Source organism: Cupriavidus sp. HY129, assembly GCF_059492215.1.
In genome coordinates, this window is the sequence record NZ_CP083256.1 from 66,770 (window position 1) to 91,189 (window position 24,420).

Genomic DNA, 24,420 nt, shown 5'->3' on the forward strand with positions numbered 1-24,420 from the left:
TTTAGCGCGAGATTCTGGCGCTGGAGCCTGCTTGCGGTGGCCATCACCATGCCTTGGTTTGTCGTGGTGTCCCAGCGCAACCCCGAATTTCTGAATTACTTCTTCATCCACGAACACTTCGCGAGATTCTCGTCCTCGGTTCACGAGCGGGACAAGCCATTCTGGTTCTTCCTGGCCGTTGGTGCGGCAGGCGTCCTGCCGTTCATGGGCTTGATTCCCCGTGCTATCGCACTCCGCTCTCGCAGCGCACAGGCAACGCCTGGCTTCGACGCACGACTGTTTCTGTCGCTGTGGGTAGTCGTTGTCATTGCCTTCTTTTCGATTTCGCGCTCGAAGCTGCCGCTCTATATCCTGCCCGCCTTACCACCGGTGGCCGTCTTGCTCGCGTACAGATCCATGACTGCAGCCCGCCCCACACTGGCGGCAAGCTTTCTTGCCATGCCTGTGCTCGGCGTTGCCATCGCCGTGCTGCTATGGCATCCGACAATGTCGAATGCGGTACTGAAGCTCAATATCAGCAATCCGGCCTCATTGCATACCTGGGGCGCCATCACGATGGGCATTCTGGTCATCGGTGGCTTCCTGGCCTTTGGGATCGCCCTGCGCGGCCACAGGCTCTGCGCGGTTGCCGTCGCTTCGCTGGCGACGCTGGCCAGCCTTCAGGCTGGCTTGATGGCGTCTCGGGCGTTTGGGTCCCTCTCCATCAAACCACTTGGCTTGGAAGCCAAGGCGGCGTCCCGCGACAACACACAACTGTTCAACGTGGGCCAGATTGACCGAGGTCTGGCGTTTTACGCCGAACGAGAACCGATCATTGTCGGGGCCAGATCCGAGCTGGATCTCGGCTTCTCGGTCGAGCCCGACAAGTGGATTGCTAATGAAGAAGCTTTTGCGCAGCGATGGCTGACCCCTGGTCACAAGCTCGCGGTCATGCGGCACGAGACGTTTCATCGACTGAGACCGCTGCTCGGCGGCAACACAACTGTGATCGGACGACATGGCGTCAACGTTCTGGTGCAAAAACCATGAACATCCCATCACGATTTGTACGGTTTCTGGGCGCGGGGGCGACGGCAACCGCTACACACTACGCAACACTGATCACGCTGGTCGGTTTCGGGGTTGCAGCGCTACCGGCGTCTGCCGCCGGCAGTGTTGCAGGCCTTCTGACGCACTACTGCATCAGCAGCCGATGGGTGTTCACACCAGTCCGACCACAACGCGCCACTTTCGGACGGTTCATTCTCGTTTCCGCGCTGGCGTTCTTTCTTAACTCACTTCTGATGTGGGCTGGACTAGCATTGGGGCTTCACTACCTGGTTGCTCAAATCCTCTCGACAATTTTCGTCATGTTGGTCAACTACGTACTCCATGCAAATTGGACGTTCATGAATGGAGCGATGCGATGAATGCCGCCAGCCTGCTGCCAGAGAAGATCTCGGTCGTCGTACCGCTCTTCAATGAAGAAGCTGTCCTGCCACAGTTTCACTTTCGGCTTCTCCGCGTGATGGATGGATTGGCATCGGACTACGAGATTATCTACGTGGACGATGGCAGCCGCGATCGATCACTGGCGGTTGCACACAATCTCAAGGCGGCCGAAGCGCGCGTCGGCATTGTCGAGCTGAGTCGCAACTTCGGCAAGGAAGCCGCGCTAACGGCGGGCCTCGACGTGGCAAGCGGCGACGCCGTTGTGATCATCGACGCCGATCTGCAGGATCCGCCCGAACTGATTCCGTCGTTGATCGAGAAATGGCGCGAGGGGTTCGACGTGGTGTACGCCACGCGCACTTCCCGGGATGGCGAATCGTTCCTCAAGAAGTTCACCGCGCACTGGTTTTACCGCCTGATGGGCAAGCTCAGCGATACGGAGATTCCGGCCGACACCGGCGACTTCCGCGTCATGAGCCGTCGTGCCGTTGCCGCACTCGGACAACTCCGGGAGCAGCACCGCTTCATGAAGGGGCTGTATGCCTGGATAGGATTCCGGCAGACGGCCGTCTTGTATCGGCGTGACGCGCGGGCATCCGGGACGACCAAGTTCAACTACCGCAAGCTGTTGCGTTTTGCCGTGGATGGCATCACTGCCTTTTCCACCGTGCCGCTCAAGTTTGCAACCTCGATCGGCCTGCTTGTTGCCGTTCCCGCCTTTGGCATGGCCGCCTTCATCGTTGGCAAGACGCTGCTCTACGGCGACCCCGTACACGGCTACCCATCCATGATGACCGCCCTGCTTCTGCTGGGCGGCCTGCAACTGGTTTTCCTAGGCGTGCTCGGGGAATATGTTGGGCGTCTGTTCAATGAAGTCAAGCGGCGGCCGGTGTATCTGGTGGCAAGCTATACGGCGCCGATCGGCCCCGGCACCCCCACCGCTGAGCCGGGGCAGGTGGCCGCAGCGACACGGGGTGGCACCCCGCCTGCAGCAATCTTTCACGCACCCGGATGCCCGGAAGGCAAAGCTCCTGGCCTCCCCGAGGCTCCTCAGCGGGATGCCATCCTCACGGAAACCCTTGCGCCAAGCCGATAGACAGCCCGCCTTCCATGCGCTCTCACGACATGGCCAGCAACTATCGGGATCATGACGTTTTCGAAAGAAAGAGCCTCGTATTCAACTTATTCCGTTCTTCGCATCCACCGACCATTGACCCTGTAGTCACTACAGACTATTTACTACAGGCATTGGCTGACGCGTAGCAGCGCAAGTCGTCGCAGCACCCGACACCACGGGGCCGCAGCGACGATCCATCCACTTAGGAGGAATGATGGGTTTCTTGGAAAGGCTCATGGGCCGTCACAGCGGCGGTCATCACGGCGGCGGAAGTGAGCACGGTCGTCGAGGAGGTCATCATGATGGTGGCGGCAGCTACGGCTATGGGAATCCTTTGCCACCACAAAGCCCCGCCGGCGTCCACTGCCCCAACTGCGGCACGGTGAGCGCCCAGGGCGCGCGCTTCTGCCAGCAATGCGGCAGTTCACTGGCTCCGGCGCCGTGCAGTCGATGCGGCACCTTACTCCCACGCGACGCAAAGTTCTGTGGAAGTTGCGGCAATGCCGCCAAATGAGTCGGCGGCCATAGCTGCCGCCGCATCTGGCATCGCCATCATTGCGGCCGGGGCCCGTCATGGGGATTTGTCGCGATAGGCTAGCAGTCGAAGCGCATTGAACACGACGATCAGCGTCGACCCCTCATGCATGGCCACGGCGGGCCCGATACCGAGGCCGAGGATCGTGGCTGGCAGAAGGAACGCCACGACGCCGAGGCTGATATACACGTTCTGAAGGATGATGGCCCGCGTATGTCGGCTTAAACCGACCACAAAAGGTAGGTGTTGGAGGTCGTCGGCCATCAGCGCAACATCCGCCGTTTCCAGTGCCACATCTGAACCTGCCGCACCCATTGCGATGCCCACCGTGGCGTTGGCCATTGCCGGCGCGTCGTTGACGCCGTCGCCGACCATGGCCACTTTGGCTTCCGCGCGCAACGTCTGGATGGCTTTGACCTTGTCCTCAGGCATCAGATCGCCCCAGGCTTCATCGATACCTACGTCCTTGGCGACGGCTTCGGCTGCGCGCTGGTGATCGCCGGAGATCATGATCATGCGTGTGATACCCAGCCTGCGCAGTGCCTCGAGGGCGGCGCGCGCCGAGGCGCGCGGCGTGTCCATCAGCCCAATGGCGCCGAGGTCCCGATCTCCCTGCCTGACGATCATTGTCGTGCGGCCAGTGCTGCGCAGCGTCTGCACTGCGCTCGCCATCGATTCGCTAAGCGGTGCAATCCCGTCGGCGCCGAACATGTCAGGCTTGCCAATCCAGACGGTCTTACCGCACAACGTCGCCGTGACCCCGCGTCCGGTCAAGCTTTGGAGATGAGACGCTTCCGGGATGGAACTGCCTTCCAGGCGCTTGCGGCCATCGCGGGCAATGGCCGCAGCCAACGGGTGGTCGCTGAGCGACTCCACGGCGACCGCTACGCTCAACAATTCCGCTTCAGCTACTCCTTCGGCGACCATCACATCGGTAATACGGGGGCGCCCCTCCGTCAGCGTCCCCGTCTTATCGAATGCAATGGCTTTCAGTGAACCCAGGTTTTCGAGCGGCGCCCCGCCCTTGATCAGTACACCCCCTCTAGCGGCGCGCGCTACCCCCGACAGCACCGCGCTCGGTGTCGCGATGGCGAGCGCGCATGGGCTGGCGGCAACCAGCACCGCCATGGCGCGGTAGAAGGTCGCACTGAACGGCTCATTGATCACTAGCCCTGCAAACAGCAGCAATACCGCCAGCACAAGCACTGCAGGAACAAAGATCCGTTCGAACTTCTCAGTGAACCGCTGGCTCGGTGACTTTTGCGCTTCGGCCTCGTTGACCATCTTGACGACTTTCGCCAGGGCGCTGTCCGTGGAAAGGCGCGTCACTTCCACTTCAATGGCGCCGGCGCCATTGATGGTTCCGGCGAACACGCGGGACACGGCCCCTACGGCATCGGGCTTCCTCCTGGCTGCGGCGGCGTCATCCACGGGCTGCTTGTCGACCGGGATGCTTTCGCCAGTAACCGGCGCTTGATTGACTGCGGAAGCCCCCTTTACCAGAAAACCATCGGCGGGGAGGCGTTCGTTCGGCCGAACCACCACCACATCCCCCACCTGCAATTCCTCGACGGGGACCTCTCGTACCTCGCCTTCACGCCGCACACTTGCTGTAGCCGGTGCGAGCGCCGCCAACGCTTCGATCGCCCGCTTGGCGCGCCCCATGGCGTAGTGTTCGAGCCCGTGGCCGAGACTGAACAAAAAGAGAAGTAGCGCGCCTTCCGCCCAAGCGCCTAACGCCGCCGCCCCTGCGGCGGCTACCAGCATCAGTGTGTCGATTTCGAACTTCTTTAGCCGGAGGTTCTCTATCGCTTCCCGAACGGTATAGAAACCACCAAAAAAATACGCGCCGACAAAGAAGGCAACCGGAATCCATGCTGGCAGGCTGCCGAACAGCTTACCAACGGCAAATCCGAGACCAAGCAAGGCCCCACAGATCAGGGAGAAGATTAGCTCAGTATTCGGGCCAAACACGCTGCCGTGTGCGTGGGCCTCATGCCCCTCGCCTTCCCCATGTGCATGATCCTTGACGCCTTCGCGGTGTTCATGGTCTGCATGACCGCTCTTCCGGGCACCGATCTCAACCGGCGCGAGCCCGCGTTTTGACAGGGCCTGCTCGATCCCTGCCGCGGAGATCCGATCGTTGTCGAATTCGACGCGCGCTATGCCGGAGGCGCTGACTTCGGCCTCGATGACGCCGGGCAAGGCCCGCAGTTGGCTAGCTACGGTTCGCGCTCGTCGTTCGTGCCAGACGCCCTTCAATTGCCAAAGCACATGACCAAACCGCGACGAAATCACCGCACCCGTGCTTGTCACCAGCTCCCGGATGCGGGCAAGGGAAATCGCTGCGGGATCGTAGTGGACACATATCTGTGAATCGCTATCAACATTTGCAGTTTTTATATGCGCCGCCTCGACGCCCTCTTTCCCTCTCAGTTCGGACAGCAACCGTTCTACACAGGGATCAGAGGAATCGGGAAGGCCAGGAAGCAAGACAGGAATGTCCAGGCGCAGCTTTTCGGTCATTGTCGCGGGCTCCAGTCAGTCTGAATCGGCATTCACGCCGTTGCACACTATTAGCAACTAGTGTGCCCCGCATTGCAACAACAAAGCTCAACGAGTCAGCGCCCCAATGCCCCGCCGTAATGCGTTGGTAATGTGCCCGCAATCTGAGCGTACTATCTTGCGGATGACAGGATCCTCATGTCATCCGTCCAGGAACCATACAGATGATTAGCGCCGTCGCATGCTCTGCCTTGCTGGCCTACGCTTTGCCGGCTCCTGCGACCGGTGATCGACTCAGCGAGAAGCCGACCCAGTGGCACACCCTCGCCATTGGACATTCAGACACGGGATACGCCTCCCGCGACCAACGGGTTGCCTGGGCGGCCAACCCGCGACATCGCACAGCCAAACATCCGTCGAAGCAGGAATCCGCAGCGAGCACACCGGAGCCGTCTTCCAGAGACGCGTCCAGCGCTGTCGCCGCACCCAAGCCGCCCTGCCAGTAGTCGCGGTTTCCCCGCTAGGGCCGCATGTCCTGGTAGAGCTTGAGCATGTCCTTGTACTCGTCGGCAGTCTTTTGAATGGAGAACCGCATCCGCAGCGCGTTCTCTGCAAACGCCACACGCTCGACGTCCATCTCCACGGTGTTGCCGTCCATACTCGACTGCAGGGGGACGCGATACATCAGATCCTCTTCCAGCGCGGGCTTGCTTGCCTCGATGTGTCGCGGCGAAGTCATGGTCATGCCCGCAAAATTCTGGCCACTGCCCATCACCCTATCCAACTCGGCGCTGAAGTCGATATCGCGCGCCTTGTAGTTCGGCGTATCCGCATTTGCAATATTTGCAGACAGCAGCTCGAACCTCCGTGTGCGAAGTCGCAGCGCTTGCTCATGAACGCTGTCTTCGCTACGCGCCCATTTTGCGACGTATGGCGTGTCCATCCTTACTCTCCAACTAGATCGGAACCCGCAGCGTATTGCAAAGGCAGTCGATCTTGCTTCGAGAGAAGCGACCTCTTTTCGTGAGTTTCCCATTACCGGCCCGCAATGTTCGCGCGCACACAGGTTGACGCGTCCGCGCGAAAGCCATGTCAATCCACATAACCCCGGTACGTTCCACCTTGTCGTCATCACGCGACGAAGTGACCCCACGTAATTACTTCGCAATCTGACCGTCATCTGCAGATTTCTATACTCGCCCCCACCAAATTAATTTCGGGTCTTAATGAGGAGAATCCATGAAGATTAGTCGCATTGCCGTCGCATCCCTCGGTCTGTTCGCTACAACCGCATTCGCTCAATCGAGCGTCACGCTGTATGGTGTGGCCGACGCGGGTATCGAGTATCTGAGCAACGTCCCATCGGCTTCGCCCGGTGGCTCGAACCAGGTTCGCATGACCTCCGGCAACATGTCGACGTCGCGTTGGGGCCTGCGTGGCGTCGAAGACCTTGGCGGCGGTCTGAAAGCCATCTTCGAATTGGAAAGCGGCATTTCGTTCGACACCGGCGCACAGAACAACAGCACCCGTCTTTTTGATCGTAGTGCCTTCGTAGGATTGGGTAGCAAATATGGTCAACTGACGTTGGGTCGTCAAACGACACCAATGTATGACACCACGCTGCAACTCGACCCGATGGGCTTCGCGCCGCGCTACTCGCTCTTCAAGATGGATGACGTCTTGGCGGGTCGCGCTGACAATGCTATCAAGTACCGTGGCATCTTCAGTGGCCTGACGGTCACCGGCCTCTACAGCTTTAGCCGCACCGGCGGCGGCGAAGTGCCGGGGAACTACAAGGTCGATCGAAACATGGGCGTATCGCTCATGTATGAAACCGGCGCCCTCGCTGTCGGCGCGGTGTACGACGAGATCCAGGGCAGCACCGTCGCCACGGCCGACCGCAAGGACCGCCGCGCTCTAATTGGCGCGAGCTACGCTTTCGGACCGGCTAAGGCATTTATTGGTTATCGCTGGTACAACGGCAATGTCGGTGCGCTGCCGACGAACGGTTCTAACATTTACTGGGCCGGCCTGCGCTATGGCCTGACGCCCGCACTGACGCTGACCGGCGCCGCCTACTACACGGACAGCCGCAATTCTGGCGCAGACCCGTTCCTGTTCGTTGCCTCGGCAGATTACGCTTTCTCGAAGCGTACCGATGTGTATATGAACGTCGGTTATGCACTGAACCGCGGCAACTCGCAGCTGGGCATGAACGGCTACAACTCGACGACCGGCAGCCCGACCAACGTTGTCCCTGGCAAGGATCAGACCGGCGTCGTCGTAGGCGTACGCCACAAGTTCTGAGCGAGCTCAAAAGAATCGACACTTTCTTGTTAATTCAAGAGAGTTTGTGCCTCCCAACCGGGAGGCATTTTTTTATGACAGGATCGTAATACGCGGGTAATTCAGTGGAGCAGGTCCGGTAGCTAGACTGTGAACACGGTGAGCGATTAGAGACTCACAAACATTGACTCCGGAGAGATTCCATGAAGACGATTCACACTGCCCTGATTGCTGCTGCCCTCACGATTGCTGCCGCCGGCTCCGCCATCGCTGCTACCCCTGATGGCCAGATCCACCGTCCCCGCGACCCCTACACCGACGGCGGACGCGCCGCAGTCAACGACATTTACGCCGGCGGTGCACGCATCGACAAGCGCGACGTGTTCACCGACGGCGCACGCCTCGGCCAGCGTGACGTATTTACCGACGGCTCGCGTATTGGGCCGCGTGATGTGTTCACCGATGGCGCACGCGGAATTTGACGCAAGCCGTCCCTGAAACTCAGACCGACCTCTGTGGGGGAGCCAGGCACCCGTCAGTTGCTTGGCTCTTGGTGCTCTTTCGCTTTATCCCGATGGCGAAAGCTTCCGAAGCTTGCCCTCCCCGGAGGGCAAGCTTTTTTTCCCTCCATCGGCGTCAATCCGGTGCCGTTCATGATGCGGTGGCGCGTGCTACAACTTCCCATCGCCTCGTGTATTGCTAAGCGGCAGAACCGACGCCAATGACGATGAAAAAGGCCCCGCATTGTGCGGGGCCTGTAGTTCACCGGTTCAGCAACGTTCAGCCACCTGTGAAGAGGTCGCTTCTATCAATATAGACGCGCACGCCAGCGCTACCCGGCAGATCCGGCATCAACAAGCCAAGGTCCACACTCGTATCCCTGACCATCTGGGCGAAGGTCCATGCGACGATCTTCTCGCCGGCCCGAAACGCCACCGTCTCGCCAGAGTCCACGTTGACATACCGCATCCCTGGCTTCACGTCGATAATGCGACTGGCCTGAGATTGGCCGGCTGGATCGCCATACAAGGTCGCGTGACGCTTCGCCATCGCCTGCGCCGTCGCCGTCGACGCAGGCACGCCCGGTTTCAACCCGGTCATTTCCAAAGCATACGAAGCCGACATCCCACCCAACAGCAACGCCGCAAACAGCAAGGCGTGTTTCTTCGTTTTCATAGTCATCTCCTTTCTAGAGACTTCGTTGATCTATGAAAACGAGTGTATAAATTGTACGCATGCTGCAGCCTTGCCCGGCGATTACAAATAGGCAATCGGGCTCATTGCACCACTCTACCCAACGACTGGTCGGTCCTGACTCGGCCTACCCACCGAAACCCGCGCTGAGGCTTCAGCACCGTTGAGCGGGAAGCGCAATGTAAAGCGTGTCTTCCCATCCAAGCCGCTCACGGCTGACGCGTCGCCGCCATGGAGCTCCATGATCGACAGGACGATGGCCAGGCCCAGCCCCGTGGACTGTGACGAGTTGGATCTCGCCCTATCCCCACGGAAGAACCGATCAAAGATGAGGGAAAGTTCCCGCTCCGGGATTGGGTCTCCAACGTTCGTGATGTCGATGCAACAATGTGCCGCTTCGCGGCGCACCACCAGATCTATCATCGAATTCGGCCACGCATGACGGACCGCATTTGACAGAACATTGTTGATCGCACGCTGGAACAGAATGGCATCAGCGACCAGGGTGGCATCCCCGCTTACCCTGATTACGACGCTTCGCTCCTCTGCAAGCACCGAAAAGTAGGCGGACAACTTGCGAAGTTCTGCATTCAACTGGAGTTCCGTCAACTCGAGCGCCACATTGGCACTGTCAGCTCGCGCGAGGAACAACATCGCATCGATCATCCTCGCAAGTCGCTGGTATTCGACCAGGCTTTCCTCCACCAAGGCGACATACTCGGGCCCGGTGCGGTCTCGTGACAAGGCGACCTCGGCATGTCCAATGAGGTTGTTAAGCGGCGTGCGCAAATCATGGGCAAGATCGGCGGAGAACCGCGACAGCTTCTGATAACCATCCTCGAGGCGTTGCAGCATCGCATTGAACGCAGAGGCGATATCACGCACTTCGGTGGGCTTGGGTGGCATGTCCACCCGGTAGCTCAGCCGTTCCACACTGATCCGGTTGATCTGCTTGATAAGTACGTGCGCCGGCTCCAGCTCACGGCGCGTAATGGCCGCCCCCACCAGGGCCGTCAATATCACACCGACGGTGGTACCAAGCACGAGCGTCGTCCGGAATCGCGCAGTCACCTGCTTCCTGTCCTCGCCAGACTTCGCCACGAACACCGTCGCCCGCGTACCGTCTCGCCCCAACACCGCATCGGCGGACTGGAACATGAGCGATGACTTTCCCGTGACCGCCGCTTGGTCAGTGCCTTCCAGCAATGCATCGTTGCCCGTGCGAAACAAAAGCCGGCCATCCAGCGCCGTGACGCGAACGATGAGGTCCGAGTAACCTCGCACCAGATCATCGAAGCGATGCTGCGCCGCCGGGACGCCCTGCACCCCGTCCACCTCGCGCAAGAAATGCTCGACCTGTTCGAGTTTTCCCTTTACAACCTCATCGTCTCTGGCCTCGAGTTGCGCGGCGAGCGAGTAGTAAGCAAAGGCGCCCATGCTGGCCAGCGCGATAGACAGTACCAATGCAAAGAAGAGCCCAAGCCGCCTCGTCAGTGACAGCGGGGTTATCGAAGTCCCGGGCCTCATTCCGTCACCGGCCGCGCTCTGGGTCGAGGACATAGCCCATTCCCCGTACGGTATGGATCAGCTTTTGATCGAAGGGATCATCCACCTTGGATCTCAGGCGCCGGATCGCGACGTCAACGACATTGGTATCCGTGTCGAAGTTGACGTCCCAGACCTGGGACGCGATCGTGGTTCGCGACAGCACCTCCCCTCTCCGGCGCATGAGCAGGTGCAACAGCGAGAACTCCTGATTCGTCAATTCAATGCGGGTAGTTCCCCGGAATACCCGCCTTCCAAGCACGTCGATGTCCAGATCGGCAATGCGCAATCGCTCGGACTCCTTCGAGGTGCTTTGGCGCAAGCAACGCCGGATACGGGCAAGGAGCTCGGCAAAGGCGAAGGGCTTGACCAGGTAATCGTCTGCCCCCAACTCGAAGCCTCTGACACGATCCGCCACATCATCCAGCGCCGTCAGAAACAGTACGGGTGTCTCGGACTTGGATCGAATGGACTTGATGACCGTCCACCCGTCCATACCTGGCAGCATGACGTCCAGGATGATGACGTCGTAGTCGGTCTCTTCCGCCATGTGGAGCCCATCGCCACCATTGTTCGCGATGTCGACCACGAAACCCGACTCCGACAATCCCTTCTGCAAATACTCCGCAGTACGCGGTTCGTCTTCTACAACAAGTACCCGCACCTTAGTTTCCTCCTGCAGCAAGCGACTTCGATCCGACCAGTGCTGGCGATGCATTGAAATGCTGAGCTGCATCCGCTTGTTCGCATGGTGCCAGTTCGAACTGAATGGTCACGTGCGTGATATCGAATTTGTCAGCCAGCATCTGCTTCAATTCCGGTAGCACTTCCATTTCCGGGTTGACGGCCGTGTCATTCACGACATGAACCGTCAAGCTCGCCTTGCCGCTGGTAAGTGCCCAGATGTGGAGGTCATGGAAGCTTTTTACCCCGGGCGTCGCCAGAATTTGCTTCTCAACCTCTGCCAGATCCACGTCATCGGGTACGCCTTCGAGCAGCACATTCAGGCTCGACTTCAGCAGGATCCACGTGCGAGGCAGTACCCAGAGGCCGATCAGCACCGCAATGGCGGAGTCGACCCACGCCCAGCCCGTGAAGCGGATGATGATCGCACCGGCGATGACGCCAACCGACCCGAGCAGATCGCTCCAGACTTCCAGATAAGCACCCTTCACGTTCAGGCTGCTGCTTTGCCCGGAGGACAGCATGCGCATGCTGATGAGATTGATGATCAGGCCCAGCACAGCCACGACGAACATGCCGGTTGACTCAATCTGAGGTGGCGATTTCAGCCGCAGGTAGGCTTCGTACAGGATGTAGATAGCCACACCGAACAGCAGCAATGCGTTAAAGGCCGCGGCAAGAATCTCAAAACGGTAGTAGCCAAATGTCCGCTTCTTGTCCGCGGGTCGCTTGGCGATCGCAATAGCAGCCAGTGCGATGGCCAGTGCGACGGTGTCCGTGAGCATGTGCGCGGCGTCGGAGATCAACGCCAGGCTCTTCGTCATGACACCACCGACCACTTCGGCAATCAGGAACGTACCGGTCAGCGCAAGGGCGATCTTGAGCGATCGCTCGTTGCCACCGGGATGGTCGTGTGAGTGACCTGCGCCCATAGAAACTCCTATAAAAATTGGGCGGTACGATGACCGCCCAAGGATTTACGTCATGCAGGCTGGCGGCCTTGATCCGGTTGATGCGTCTGAGTGACTGGCTCGCGAGTATCTTCCGCGTCCTCATCCTTGCGGTGAGCAAGTCGATAGAGCACCGGCAACACCAGTAGGGTCAGCGCCGTGGACGACAAGATGCCACCGATTACCACCGTTGCGAGGGGACGTTGCACCTCAGCGCCCGTACCGGTGGCGATGGCCATCGGCACGAAACCCAGGGATGCCACCAGGGCCGTCATCAGCACCGGACGCAGTCGCGTCAGGGCGCCAACTCGGACCGCGCTGTCGAGGGAATGCCCTTCTTCGCGCAGCGATCGGATAAACGACAGCATCACCAGACCATTGAGCACCGCCACCCCGCACAGCGCGATGAAGCCCACCGCTGCAGTAATGGACATCGGAATGCCGCGTATCCACAGGGCAAGAATCCCGCCAGTCAGCGCAAAGGGAATGCCCGTGAAGACTAGCAAGCCATCCTTGATGTTGTTGAACATCGCAAACAACAGTACGAAGACCAGCAACAGCGCCACCGGCACTACCACCTGCAGGCGGGTGGTGGCGGACTGCAGTTGCTCAAAGGTGCCACCCCATGTCATCCAGTAGCCAGCCGGGATCTTGACCTGGCTTTGGATAGCCGCTTCCGCCTCGGGCACGAATGAACCAATATCACGTCCACGAACGTTGGCACTGATCACGATGCGGCGCTTGCCGTTCTCGCGCGAGATCTGGTTCGGGCCGGGCGCCATTTCCAGCGTCGCCACCTCGCTCAATGGGATAAACGTCGTTCTCGCGTCCACTCCTTTTGGCAACGGAATCGGCAATCGGCGCAGAGCCTCGACCTCGCCGCGCACAGCTTCGGGCAGGCGGACCACGATATCGAAACGACGATCGCCCTGGAAGAAGGTTCCGGAATCACGGCCTCCGACGCCCGTTGCCACCGCGTCTTGCACGTCGCTCATGTTAAGCCCGTATCGCGCCGCCTTCTCCCGATCGATCTTGACCGTCAGCATCGGCAAGCCGGTGGTCTGTTCTACCTTCACCTCCTGCGCGCCGGGGATGCCCTGCAGCACGGCCGATACCTTCTTCGCCGTCTCGCTGAGCACGTTGTTGTCATCGCCGAAGATCTTGACTGCGACGTCCGAGCGGACCCCGGAGATCAGCTCGTTGAACCGCAGCTGGATCGGTTGGGAGAACTCGTAGTTGTTCCCGGGGATCTTGCCGGCTTCCTCCTGGATGGCGGACAGCAGTTCGGCATGTGTTTTCTTCGGCTCTGGCCAATCCTTCTCAGGCTTGAGCATGATGTAGCCATCCGAAATATTCGGCGGCATCGGATCGGATGCAATCTCCGCCGTACCTGTCCGCGCAAACACGCGCTCGATTTCGGGGAATTTTGCCTTGAGGGTCGTCTCGATCGTCTTCTGCATCTCCACGGACTGCGACAGGCTCGTGCCAGGAATGCGCAGCGCCTGGATGGCAATGTCGCCTTCGTTCAGATTGGGGATGAACTCGCTGCCCAGGCGGGCCGCAATGGCCACGCACAGAACAATTGACACCGCGGCAAACGTCAATACAACGGCCGTGTTCGCGAGCGACTTTTCCAGCAGCGGCTCGTAGCGACGCTTCGCCCAGAGCATGAGACGATTTTCTTTCTCGGCCACCCGTTCGCCGATGAACAAGGCGACCGCAGCCGGAACGAACGTCACGGACAGAATCATCGCGCCCAGCAGCGCCAGGACGACCGTGAACGCCATCGGGTGGAACATCTTGCCTTCCACCCCCGTCAGCGCAAAGATCGGCAGGTAGACGATCATAATGATGAGCTGACCGAAGATCAGTGGGCGACGCGCCTCCTTCGCTGCGGCAAACACCTCATGGAACCGCTCGGAGCGCGTCAATGGCCGGCCATGGTGTTCCTGCGCATGCGCCAGTCGCCTCACACAGTTTTCGACAATCACCACCGCGCCATCGATGATGATGCCGAAGTCGAGCGCGCCCAAGCTCATCAGGTTCGCACTGATCTTGTAGTTCACCATCCCCGTGAAGGTGAACAACATCGCCAGCGGAATGATCGTCGCGGTAATCAGCGCCGCGCGGATGTTACCCAGGAAAAGGAACAGAATTACGATGACGAGCACCGCGCCTTCAAGAAGGTTCTTCTTGACGGTCGCAATGGCCTTGTCGACCAGACGTGTCCGGTCGTATACCGTTACGATCTTCACACCTTCCGGCATCGTACGGTTAATGGAAGCGACCTTTTCATCGACCGCTTTTGACACAGCCCGGCTGTTTTCGCCGATGAGCATGAATACCGTGCCCAGCACAACTTCCTTGCCATTCTCGGTTGCCGCACCGGTACGCAGTTCCTTGCCAATCTCCACATCCCCGATGTCGCGAATGCGGATCGGCTGCCCCTGCGCTGTACCGACAATAATGTTGCGGATGTCGTCTTCGGACGCAACCTGACCCGGCGCACGAACCAGATACTGCTCGCCCCTACGCTCGATGTAGCCCGCACCCACGTTGTCGTTGTTCTTGTTCAGCGCATTGACGACGTCGGTCAGCGTCAGCCCGTACGACGCTAGCCGTTCAAGACTCGGCGCGACCAGGTACTGCTTGTTGAAACCACCGATAGTATTGATCTCGGTGACACCGGGCACGTTACGCAGTTGCGGCCGTACCACCCAATCCTGGATTTCGCGCAAATCTGTCGGCGTATAGGCAGTCCCGTCAGCTTTGCGAGCACCCTCTTCGGCTTCAACGGTCCATAGATAGATCTCCCCGAGGCCGGTCGAAATAGGCCCCATCGCCGGCACAACGCCTTCAGGCAGATTGTCCTTGGCTTCCTGGATGCGCTGGTTGACGAGTTGGCGCGCGAAATAGACGTCCGTGCCATCCTTGAAGATGACCGTCACCTGCGACAAGCCATAGCGGGACAGGGAACGCGTCTGTTCGAGTCCCGGCAGGCCGGCCATCACGACCTCGATCGGATACGTAACACGCTGTTCGGTTTCGAGCGGTGAATAGCCTGGTGCCGAGGTATTGACCTGAACCTGAACGTTGGTAATGTCAGGGACCGCGTCGATCGGTAGTCGGTTGTAGCTGAAAATCCCTAACCCGGCCATTCCAAACACGGCGAGCAGGACCAGCCATCGCTGCTGGATGGCGAAACTAATGATACGTTCAAACATTGCTGTTTCCCCCGTATCAATGGCCGTGTTCGGCGCTGGATTTGCCAAGTTCGGCCTTCAGAACAAAACTGTTGGCGGCGGCGTAACGTGCGCCCGGCTTCAGGCCCTCGACAATCTCGATGACCTTGCCGTTTGTCCGGCCGACCTTCACCGGCTGCGGCACGAATCCACCTTGAACCGCGACAAAGACTACGCTCTCGCCATTGACGTCCTGGACGGCCTCGGTCTTCACCGCAACGGGCACCTCGACATCAGCACCGAATACGTCGACCGTGACGAAGAGACCCGGTCGCCAAGCCATCTGTGGATTGGTCAATGTTACGCGGGCCTTCGCCGTCCGCGTCTGCTCGCCCAGCAGCGAACCCACGTATGAAACGGTGCCATCTGCCTTCACATCGGACGATGCCGAATTGATCGACGCCTTTTCGCCGATGCGCACCCGCTCGACATCCTTGGCAGACACCACGAACTCGGCCCAGACGGACGACAGATCCGACAGCGTGAACACGTTGGCGTTGTCCGCCACCGCTTCCCCAAGCGAGATATGCTTTTCAACGATCATGCCGTCGAACGGTGCGCGCAGCTCGTAGCGATTGAGTGCCGTCGAGCTGTTGCTGGCGCCAATGGCGGTCAGCTTCTGCTGCGCGTTCTGGACACTGATCTGCGCTTCCTGCAGCGCGTTGCGGGCGCTCAGATAATCTTGCTCCGCAGAGATCTTCTGTTCCCAGAGCTTCTTCTCGCGGTCATAAGTGACACGCGCCAGATCCAGACGTTTCTGTGCTGCGAGCAGTTCGCTGCGCTGGTCAGAAAGTCCGGTGCTCGCGATGACCGCGAGAACCTGTCCCTTCTTAACCTGTTGCCCAATATTGGCCGGAACGCTCTCTACGACGCCAGCCAGTCGCGGCACCACGTGGGCTGTCTTGTCTTCGTTGAAACGGATTTCGCCGGGGAACTGGACGCCAGCCTGGACCTTTGCCGAGCCCGCGGTTTGAACCACTACCCCTGTCTTGGCCAGCTGGTCCGCTGTCAACTCAATCTTGCCTTCCTCTTTCGAGAGCCGCACGGCGAGTGGCGAAGACGAACCGGGCAAGGTCACATTTGCGGTCACGTCAAAGACATGGGGCTCGGCAACTGGCTGTTGGCTTTCCAGCGCGTCGCCAGACACCACGAACTTGAGCGCTTGAGACTCGCCCGTAGCCCGCACGAGCTGGCCTGTCGCTGCCACGCCATTTGCCACCGCCTTCCCAGACTTGCTAACCCAGAGCCGAATACGGGCCTCGCCCTTGGATTCGGCCGTGCCAATTTCGACGTCATAGCCATCACGCGAAAAGAGCGCGCCACCATTGGGGCCCTTCTTGACCTCGTGATGCTCGCCGTCGCCGTGTGACTTGTCATCCTTGTGGTCGGCTTCCGCCGCCTGCTTGCCATGGTGCTCGGTGTCGCCATGCCCCTTGGATTCCGAGTGCCCACCCTGCTCTTCCGGCGCAGAGCGCCCGCTCAGCAGAACGCCACCAGTCGCGACGCCGCCCACCAGTACGATGGCCGCAATGGCAGCCTTTTGTTTGTTCGAAATAGCCATGTTTTATGAATCCCGTCTTAACGTCCCAGAATGCGATCGATCGTGGTCGCCGCCTGATAGGTTTGTCCAAGCACGCCGAGATAGCGGATGCGTGCCTGGAACAGCGTGCGCTGGGCATCCAGGACGTCCAGATAATTGAACTTGCCGGCCTCGAAGCCAATGGTCGCCGCGTTGAAGGCTTGCTCGGCGCCTGGCAAGACGGTCTGCTTCAGCGTTTGTGCCGAGGCGCGCGATACCGACAGCTGGTTCGATGCCATCAGGAGATTTCGGGTCAGGCTGATGCGATTGGCCAGATATTCATCCTGGGCCTTGTCCGCCTGGCGAATGGCCGAATACAAGTTGCCCTGATTCCGGTCAAAAATCGGCAACGGGATCGCCACACCGATCACCGCCATGTTGCGGTTGGCTTCTGTATCTCGCTTGGCACCCAGACTGACTGTCAGATCCGGATACTGGCGGCTGCGCTCAACGCCCACCAATGCCTGGCGGCGGTCAAGTTCAGCGCGGCTTGCGGCCACCAGCGGTGAGTTTTCCAGCTCCTTCTGAAGGAGTTCAGGCGCCGGCCTGGATGGCAGCGCGTCCAGATTGCCCTGTGCTTCGGCAAACTGCGGCGATGCATTGCCCCACAACGCCGTCAACGCCTGACGGGCGGACTGCAGGCTCGCCGTTGCTTCGGCCAATTCAAGTTCGGCGTTGGCCTGTTCGACACGTGCCTTAGTTTCGTCAACCGGGGAGATCTTGCCGGCCGCGACGCGGCGTGAAGCGGCTTGCGCGCCCCTCGCAGCGATATCCGCGGAGCCAGTTGCCAGCTTGACGCGTTCCTGTGCGATCAAGACGGAAAAAAAGCTCTCGATTACCTGCGCCCGAATGTCACCGCGAACGCCAGCCAGCGTTGCCTGCGCCAGTTCGCGCGTCCTTTCCGCGGCATTGATACGAGCCGAGCGCTTGCCGCCCAGTTCGATGGGGATATTCATCTGGGCGGTGGATGTACGGGTGGATTTCCGCGTGTCCTCGACCAGCGTCTGGAGTTCCGGGTTCGGAATAACCCGGGCCTGCATGATCCCACCTTCTGTGGAATCGAGTTCCTTGGCGGCGGCGGACAGGTTGAAATTGCTTCCTGCCGCCAGCGACAACGCGGCCTCGAGGGTCAACGGTCCCGCCGCTTCCCTTGGGAAGACGGGCACCATGGACGTGCCGGTGTCAGATTGCGCTACGGCAAAGTTTGGGCTGAGAAATGCTACCGCCAGCCCGAGCGGCAGAAATAGTCTTCGCATCGAATTGCACCAAGGTATGTGACCAGGAGAATTCGGCGAGAGACGAAAGGAGAAAAAGAGTCGTCGTCTCGCCGATCAAGCGAGACGCTGCCACTGAGGACGGTCGGGAGCCCTGGCATTCAGAGACGAGAACTCGGACGAATGTTGAGTATCGGTCACTTCTACCCGATTCGCTATCAACACGTCCTGCGTCTGTCCATAGACGAACGGGAGGGAGACCAGATGGCATACCCCGCAGTCTGTATCCACGAATGGCTTTTTCTCGGCATCCGTTTTACCTTCCGGCTGCTGATGACGATGCTCGTGGTGCCCAAGGTGCCAAGTGGCCGTGGCTTTCTCGTGCTGACAATAGCGTGCCGCTGCCGCCCAGGAAAACTGGAACGGCAAAATGAGCAGCACGAAGATCAGAACGAAACGTCGCATTCCTTGGGAGACTGTGCGGGGGGCTTGGGGTTGAAGTACTAACGGCTGGGCCGTCGCCGAAGTTTACATGAATCCTCGATCACCAGCATTAAGAGCAGATTACGATTATCGCTTTCGCCTGCTCGTTTTGGGGTGCCGCTTTCGCCCCTCATCAGTCTTACGCTTGGGGGCGGGCCCATGCTTCCACCGCAAATAGACAGCGAACCCCACATACAGGACGATCAGGCCGACCAGCATCACGAGCATGCTCTCGACAACAGAATCGGAGACGTGAGCGTAGTGCATGGCTGTACGTGTATGCGGAGTTGCCCGCATCAGGCAAGCGTCACGACCGCCCGGAGGACGCCGGCGTCATGGAACAAATCAAACGACTCCACGACCACCGACAGGCCGAGAAACCAGACCGAGTCCGCAATATTGCGTTGAAAGGAAGACACATGGACCGTCCATGTCGACTCCCCCCTATACAGCGACAGACGGGGAAAGAACGCTGGTGTACGGCGTGCGTATTCGGCGAATTCCGGGAAGGCGGAAGCCAGAAAGCGGTCTTCCGTCCGGATGACAGCCGGGTACATCAGCGCAAATGCGAGCGCCAGGACTGCGGTAACCGCCAGCGACTCGGTCATCGCCCCTAGTCCGATAATGCCTAGCAAGTTGCAGACATAGAGCGGATGGCGACACAGTGAATATGGACCCGAGGTCACCAAGGTATTGTTCTTGCGCCCGGAAATGTACAACGCGCACCAGAGCCGCCCGACCGTGGCCAGGCTCACCCCCAACATCCCCAGCGTCAGCAGCAGCGGCGACACCCAGGTACCGTCCCAGCGAGAATGGCCAAAGACCAGACTTGCCAGGACAAACGTTACGACAACACGCCAAACGCCGATGCGGTGGCGTGTCAGGAAATTGTCCAGCGCCCTCGAGAGACCAGCGGGTTGGGACGGGGAGATTGAAGAATCGGTCATGCGGTTCGGGGGCTGGAGGAGAATGTCGCGCACTTCGAGTGGACACACTGGCGCGAAAACGAGCACTAATGGCCGGCATTCTAAGGTTGCCCTTCCGTTGTCAGGCTTTATTGCCGAAATGTAATACGTTGTTAATCTTGCCCCCCGGCCAGCGAATCCGGTTGTGTCATAGCTCGGCAATCTGACAGTCATCTTCTGCGACATAGACTGTCTTGGCCATTTTCAGGACACACCCAGAGACGCTCCGCAATGAACGACATCATCCGCACATTGAGCTCGGAATTCTCCGATCTCGCTAATGCTGCCGAGGCAGTACGTGCCGTCGTTCGAATGACCGTCTCTATCGTTTTGGGGGGCTTGCTGGGGTACGAGCGGGAGAGCTCGGGAAAATCCGCAGGCGTGCGCACTCACATGCTCGTCGCGCTGGGGGCATGCGTTTTTGTCGTGGTTCCCCTCCAGGCGGGCGTGCAGCTTGCCGACATGAGCCGCGTGCTTCAGGGTCTCACGTCAGGCATCGGATTCCTTTGTGCAGGGGCGATCCTGAAGCCGGACAATGAGACACACGTCAGGGGGCTCACAACTGCCGCGAGCATCTGGATTGCTGCCGCGATCGGCGTGGCCGCCGGCATGGGCCATGCGGTGACGGCCATCGTCGCGACTGCCTTCGCACTCATCGTGCTCAGAATCCTTCAAATGTCGAAGAAGTAAGACTCCCACTGCTCCCAAGCCACGTGCAGCGCGAATGCGCCAACTTCAGGTTCGGCCAGCATTTCCCAAACGTATGAGCGCGCTTAACAATACGCAAACTCCATCGCATGAGAATTTACCTGGATTACAACCTGTTTGCGTACCTTCACGAGGGCACGAACCCGGCTCTGCAAGCCAAAGTGAGCGCACTGTCCGATCGACATGAGTTTCCTTGCAGCCCGGCGCACATGGAAGAAATTGCCTCGGCGCTCGCAAGACCTTCGGATACTCCCCCGCTCGATCGGTTAGCGGCCGCTTTCTGCAAAATAGACGATGTTTCTCGAATTAGCCGGAACGTGCAATTGTCTCCGACGACGTTAGGCCCGATGGTTACGAAAGAAGGAACAGCCTCTCGAGTGCTTTCTTCGGGTCATGCGGCACTATCGCAAAGAGCCGGTTGTCGAGAAGAACGACTGGTATACGCGGGACTCCGTAAAGAAGGGGTCACTTCAGAAAACGGAAAATATTGCACGCTAAGGCATGGAAGAGGACCACTGCTGTCCCCAGGGGCATTGGCCAGCCGATGGCAAGCAGGTAGAAACCAAAGTCGGGGGACTCCCGTTCTCAGAGATCGGCTAGCAGCAGGTAGGCGCGGTCGAGTTGCCGATGAGCTTCCTGCCGGCGATCCATCGCTTCTAGGGCGAGCAGGAGGTCCTCGGCCAGCTCGAAATCGCTTTCCTGGCATGCCCTTTCGAACACCGCAAAGACCTCTTCATACAACGTGCGCCCCGGAACGCCCATTTGACTAACCTCCGGCGGAAAATCCGATGCTCTCTGCCGACTTGGTCCTGCCACGCCGCAGGGGCTTCTGTCCCCCATGGTTAATATGGACGTTCCCACGGCAGGGAAGGTCAAGCATTTTTCCGGCCGCGGGCCGACCTATGGTTCGCAAGCCGCCGCGCGAGACGGTTAGTGCTCGCCCCCTACAGTTCGTCCAGCGACTAGTTACCCGCACCCGGGCGCAGCCGCACCACCAGCATCGCCGCCCACTGGATATGCGGCCAGGCCAGCGAATAGACGAATGTCTGGATCAGGGGTCCCCTTGATTTCGCCGCAATTTACCGGGGTAGCCACCCGTAGCAGCCATGCGGGTTCCAGGGTGATGCCCACCCTAAAACCCTAGTCAAATCAGTCACTTGCTGACTGGTCCTTTTCCCCTTGGTTTTGGAACGTTGACCGCCCCCGCCGCGCGGCCAAGCGCGCCCTGTGGCTGGAAGCCATTGTTTCCGCAAGATAACTAGATTTATCCGTCTTCGGTAATTTCAAATTACTATTAAATTGCTTTCCTAACGTTATATATGTACGTAAGATAGGGTGACTTTACACCTGGATGCCACCATGCCCCGCCTCGCCGCCACGCCCGACCAGATCCGCGCCACCGTGCTGGCCATGCTGACCGAAGCCGGCGACGCGGCGCCGCCTACGGCCGCACGCTTTCGACGCGTGGTATCGGTGCGCAAGCTGCGCGACCGCCTCGGCGGCGGCGACCCGGCGACGCTGTCGCGCACGCTCAATGCCATCGAGGCCGAAGTGGTGCGCGCGGGCCTGGCCGACCTGGCCCTGCCCGAGCTGCCCGCCGAGATCGCCGAAGCGATGCGCGCGTTGTGGCAAGCCGCGGTCGCGGTGCAGCTTGACGATGTGGTGCGTCTGCGGCGCGAGGCGCAACAGACCGCAGAGGCCGCGCAGTCCGCCCGCGCCGAGGCCGACCTGCGGGTCGAACTGCTGCGCCAGGAACTCAGTGAGGTCCGCGGGCAGCTTGCCGCGCGCGACACCGTACTGGCCGAAGCCAGAGCGGCCCTGGCAACGGCTAGCGCGCGGGCCGACGAGCAGGCGGCACGTCGTGGCGAACTCGAGACGGCACTCGCGACCGTGCAGGAACGTGCCGTGGCGGACGAGCGCGCCCACACCGAGGCGATCGCCACGATCCAGACGCGCTACGAGGCACTGTCGAAACAACTCCTGCAGGAAACCGCCCATCAGCGCGATGCGGTGCGCGCCGAGCGCGCACAACTGGCCTCACAACTCAAGTTCGCGGAGCGGCGCATCGCTGCGCTAGAGGAGGAGCGCGGACGACTGGACGCAGAACTGGTCAGCGAGCGCGCCGCGCGCCAGACCGCCGTCGGCGAGGCGAGCGCGCTCAAGGCCGTCACCGCCAGCCAGCGCGCCCAGCTCGACGAAATGCTGCGCGCGACCCTGGCCGCTGCCACGCCCGCCGCCAAGGTGGCACGTGCGACCCGATCGACCGCCAAGCCGGCCGGTAAGCCCGACGGCAAGCGCCGCGACAAGCCATGAATCCGGCCGACTGGATCGATACGGGCGCGGTGCCGCCGCGCCCCTTGCCGGCCAAGGTAGACGCGGCGCTCGCCTACCTCGCCGAGGCGCTCGGGCACCCGGTCTACGCGCACTGGACCCTGACGCGCATCAAGCGCCGCTACGGATCGCTCGCGGACGCCAAGGCGGCGCAGCCGACGGTCCTCAAGTTGCTGCTGACCCACGACGGGGCGGTCGAGTACTGGGAGCGCGGGCGTCTGCGCACCGCGCCGGCGGATCAGGCGCCGAGCCCGGACGCGATCCTCGCTCGGCTGCTGCACACGCACCGGCGTCGCTTCCGGTCCGCCGGCGCCTCGGCGAACGCAGTGGCAGTGCCGGCGACCGCGCAGACAACGGGGCTGGTGGCAAATCCGTGGTTGGCTGCGCACAGTCACGCAGATCACGCGTGGCTTGCGCGCACCGGCCGCTTTGCCCAGCCTCAAACCGCGGCCAACACGCTGGGCGCCGTCGACGACGCGCAGGCGCTGGCGCTTTTTCTGCGCGACCGGACTGGCCGATCGTCCCACACGCTACGCGCCTATGGGGCCGAGCTGCGTCGGCTGATGCGCTGGTGCGGCACGCATGGCTTCGGGCCTTTGTCGGACCTGACGCGCCAGCAACTGCTCGCCTACCGGCACACGTTGGAGCACGGCTCGCCCGGCACCGCGGACACCTCGCCGCCCCTGTCCGAAGCGACCCGCACGCGCGCACTCGCGGTGGTAGCCAGCCTCTACGGGTACTGGTACTCCACCGGCTACCTGCATGCCAACCCGGCCGCCGGACTGTCCGCCGGCAGCCGCGCACGAAGCGGCTTTGTGCCGACGCGGCTGATCCCGTCGGCACTGCTGGACGCGTGCGATGCCTGGCTTGACGCAAACAGTGCCGGCGATTTGTTGCCGGCGCTTCGCCAGCGTGCGATTTGGGCGCTGTATCGCTATGCCGGCGTGCGCCTGGCGGAACTGGCCTGGTCGGCCGAGACTGCACTGCCCCGACTGGAGGCCGAGGCGCCTGGGCGGTGGACGCTCTATGTCTGCGGCAAGGGGCGCAAGGTACGAGCCATCCCGCTGCCGGCCCAGTGCATGGTCGTGCTGCGGGCCTATCGGCGTGCCCGCGGCCTGCCACCCGAGCCATCGGCGCACGAAACATTGCCCGTGATCCACGGCAGCAAGGGGGAAGCGCTGCAGCAGACGGGGCTCTATCGGGAGATCAAGGCGATCTTCGCTGTCGTGGCCGATGGTCTGCAGGCGCGCGAGCCGGCACAGGCGATGCTGCTGCGCGCCGCGTCGCCTCACTGGCTGCGCCATGCCTACGCACGTACGCTGGTGGTCGACCACCAGGTGCCGCTGCCGGCCGCCCAGGCGCTGCTTGGCCACGCCTCCGTACAGACCACGGCAGCCTACGCCAAGACCGACCTGACGCAATTGCGTGCCTTCGTCGATGCCACGTTCGCTGATGATGTGCCGTAGCGACCGGTCGGGCCGGCGAGGACCCGATGTGCAGGCGACACGGCGCCTGGTCGACCAAGTCAGATGGCTCAGAACAACCCATCTCAGTTGCTCGGAGACCTGACATGAAGTGACCGCTATGGGCGCCGATGTGGACGTCCTGATCCGGAGCAGCCAGGATGTGCGAGCAATATTGCCAGAACGAG

Annotated in this window: 21 protein-coding genes; 9 read left to right on the forward strand and 12 right to left on the reverse strand. The window is 60.7% G+C overall.

Annotated elements, in window-relative coordinates; genetic code table 11:
* Positions 1–36: 36 nt before the first annotated feature.
* The 4 genes from K6G35_RS29220 to K6G35_RS29235 all read left to right on the forward strand — a co-directional run bounded on the left by K6G35_RS29220 (position 37) and on the right by K6G35_RS29235 (position 3,062).
* Positions 37–1,029: a hypothetical protein gene (locus K6G35_RS29220; RefSeq protein WP_495677167.1), complete on the forward strand. Its 993-nt coding sequence runs from the start codon at positions 37–39 to the stop codon at positions 1,027–1,029.
* A complete protein-coding gene (locus K6G35_RS29225; RefSeq protein WP_008650722.1) occupies positions 1,026–1,409 on the forward strand; it encodes a GtrA family protein in 384 nt (127 codons plus the stop codon). The genes K6G35_RS29220 and K6G35_RS29225 overlap by 4 nt, the downstream gene beginning before the upstream one ends.
* Positions 1,406–2,527 carry a glycosyltransferase family 2 protein gene (locus K6G35_RS29230; protein WP_008650723.1) on the forward strand — a complete coding sequence of 374 codons (1,122 nt, stop codon included), beginning with the start codon at positions 1,406–1,408 and terminating at the stop codon, positions 2,525–2,527. The genes K6G35_RS29225 and K6G35_RS29230 overlap by 4 nt, the downstream gene beginning before the upstream one ends.
* 256 nt (positions 2,528–2,783) lie before the next feature.
* The gene (locus tag K6G35_RS29235; RefSeq protein WP_223277440.1) at positions 2,784–3,062 is read left to right on the forward strand and encodes a zinc ribbon domain-containing protein; all 279 of its coding nucleotides are present in this window, start codon (positions 2,784–2,786) and stop codon (positions 3,060–3,062) included.
* 57 nt (positions 3,063–3,119) lie between these two features.
* Here K6G35_RS29235 and K6G35_RS29240 read toward each other — a convergent pair whose 3' ends face one another.
* Positions 3,120–5,609: a heavy metal translocating P-type ATPase gene (locus K6G35_RS29240; RefSeq protein WP_011514822.1), complete on the reverse strand. Its 2,490-nt coding sequence runs from the start codon at positions 5,607–5,609 to the stop codon at positions 3,120–3,122.
* A 499-nt stretch (positions 5,610–6,108) separates the two neighbouring features.
* Positions 6,109–6,531, reverse strand: coding sequence for a flagellar basal body rod protein FlgB (flgB, locus tag K6G35_RS29245; RefSeq protein WP_008650726.1), 423 nt, complete (start codon positions 6,529–6,531; stop codon positions 6,109–6,111).
* A gap of 296 nt (positions 6,532–6,827) precedes the next feature.
* Here flgB and K6G35_RS29250 point away from each other — a divergent pair, with 296 nt between their 5' ends.
* Together K6G35_RS29250 and K6G35_RS29255 are read left to right on the forward strand one after the other, a co-directional pair.
* The gene (locus tag K6G35_RS29250; protein ID WP_011229350.1) at positions 6,828–7,895 is read left to right on the forward strand and encodes a porin; all 1,068 of its coding nucleotides are present in this window, start codon (positions 6,828–6,830) and stop codon (positions 7,893–7,895) included.
* Between the two features lie 182 nt (positions 7,896–8,077).
* Entirely contained in the window at positions 8,078–8,356 is a 279-nt protein-coding gene (locus K6G35_RS29255; RefSeq protein ID WP_008646716.1) for a hypothetical protein, read from the forward strand.
* Between the two features lie 298 nt (positions 8,357–8,654).
* Here K6G35_RS29255 and czcE read toward each other — a convergent pair whose 3' ends face one another.
* From czcE to czcN, 9 genes are all read right to left on the reverse strand, one after another.
* On the reverse strand, positions 8,655–9,056 hold the full coding sequence (czcE, locus tag K6G35_RS29260) for a copper-binding periplasmic protein CzcE (protein ID WP_011514820.1): 402 nt from the start codon (positions 9,054–9,056) through the stop codon (positions 8,655–8,657).
* A gap of 108 nt (positions 9,057–9,164) precedes the next feature.
* Positions 9,165–10,595 (reverse strand): sensor histidine kinase CzcS, encoded by a 1,431-nt coding sequence (gene czcS, locus K6G35_RS29265; protein WP_011229349.1) that lies wholly within the window; start codon positions 10,593–10,595, stop codon positions 9,165–9,167.
* Positions 10,596–10,599: 4 nt separating this feature from the next.
* Positions 10,600–11,277 (reverse strand): heavy metal homeostasis two-component system response regulator CzcR, encoded by a 678-nt coding sequence (czcR, locus tag K6G35_RS29270; RefSeq protein ID WP_008646724.1) that lies wholly within the window; start codon positions 11,275–11,277, stop codon positions 10,600–10,602.
* A gap of 1 nt (position 11,278) precedes the next feature.
* Positions 11,279–12,229, reverse strand: coding sequence for a cation diffusion facilitator family transporter (locus K6G35_RS29275; RefSeq protein ID WP_004635344.1), 951 nt, complete (start codon positions 12,227–12,229; stop codon positions 11,279–11,281).
* A gap of 50 nt (positions 12,230–12,279) precedes the next feature.
* Complete coding sequence (gene czcA / locus K6G35_RS29280; protein WP_004635342.1) at positions 12,280–15,471, reverse strand: heavy metal efflux RND transporter CzcA; 3,192 nt, start codon at positions 15,469–15,471, stop codon at positions 12,280–12,282.
* A gap of 16 nt (positions 15,472–15,487) precedes the next feature.
* On the reverse strand, positions 15,488–17,050 hold the full coding sequence (gene czcB, locus K6G35_RS29285) for a heavy metal efflux RND transporter CzcB (RefSeq protein WP_004635340.1): 1,563 nt from the start codon (positions 17,048–17,050) through the stop codon (positions 15,488–15,490).
* 17 nt (positions 17,051–17,067) lie between these two features.
* A complete protein-coding gene (gene czcC / locus K6G35_RS29290) occupies positions 17,068–18,324 on the reverse strand; it encodes a heavy metal efflux RND transporter CzcC (protein WP_024570390.1) in 1,257 nt (418 codons plus the stop codon).
* A 75-nt stretch (positions 18,325–18,399) separates the two neighbouring features.
* Positions 18,400–18,747, reverse strand: coding sequence for a CDF family cobalt-zinc-cadmium transporter CzcI (gene czcI / locus K6G35_RS29295; RefSeq protein ID WP_011229345.1), 348 nt, complete (start codon positions 18,745–18,747; stop codon positions 18,400–18,402).
* 314 nt (positions 18,748–19,061) lie between these two features.
* Entirely contained in the window at positions 19,062–19,712 is a 651-nt protein-coding gene (gene czcN, locus K6G35_RS29300) for a heavy metal efflux RND transporter CzcN (protein ID WP_020206397.1), read from the reverse strand.
* Between the two features lie 249 nt (positions 19,713–19,961).
* Between czcN and K6G35_RS29305 the strand changes: the two genes are divergently transcribed.
* Entirely contained in the window at positions 19,962–20,420 is a 459-nt protein-coding gene (locus tag K6G35_RS29305) for an MgtC/SapB family protein (RefSeq protein ID WP_004635330.1), read from the forward strand.
* Between the two features lie 603 nt (positions 20,421–21,023).
* Here the strand turns inward: K6G35_RS29305 and K6G35_RS29310 are convergent.
* Positions 21,024–21,200: a hypothetical protein gene (locus K6G35_RS29310; RefSeq protein ID WP_004635326.1), complete on the reverse strand. Its 177-nt coding sequence runs from the start codon at positions 21,198–21,200 to the stop codon at positions 21,024–21,026.
* Between the two features lie 597 nt (positions 21,201–21,797).
* Between K6G35_RS29310 and K6G35_RS29315 the strand changes: the two genes are divergently transcribed.
* Together K6G35_RS29315 and K6G35_RS29320 are read left to right on the forward strand one after the other, a co-directional pair.
* The gene (locus K6G35_RS29315; protein ID WP_251165158.1) at positions 21,798–22,751 is read left to right on the forward strand and encodes a DNA-binding protein; all 954 of its coding nucleotides are present in this window, start codon (positions 21,798–21,800) and stop codon (positions 22,749–22,751) included.
* Positions 22,748–24,235, forward strand: coding sequence for a tyrosine-type recombinase/integrase (locus K6G35_RS29320; protein ID WP_251165159.1), 1,488 nt, complete (start codon positions 22,748–22,750; stop codon positions 24,233–24,235). Before K6G35_RS29315 ends, K6G35_RS29320 begins: the two co-directional genes overlap by 4 nt.
* Positions 24,236–24,420: the final 185 nt, after the last annotated feature.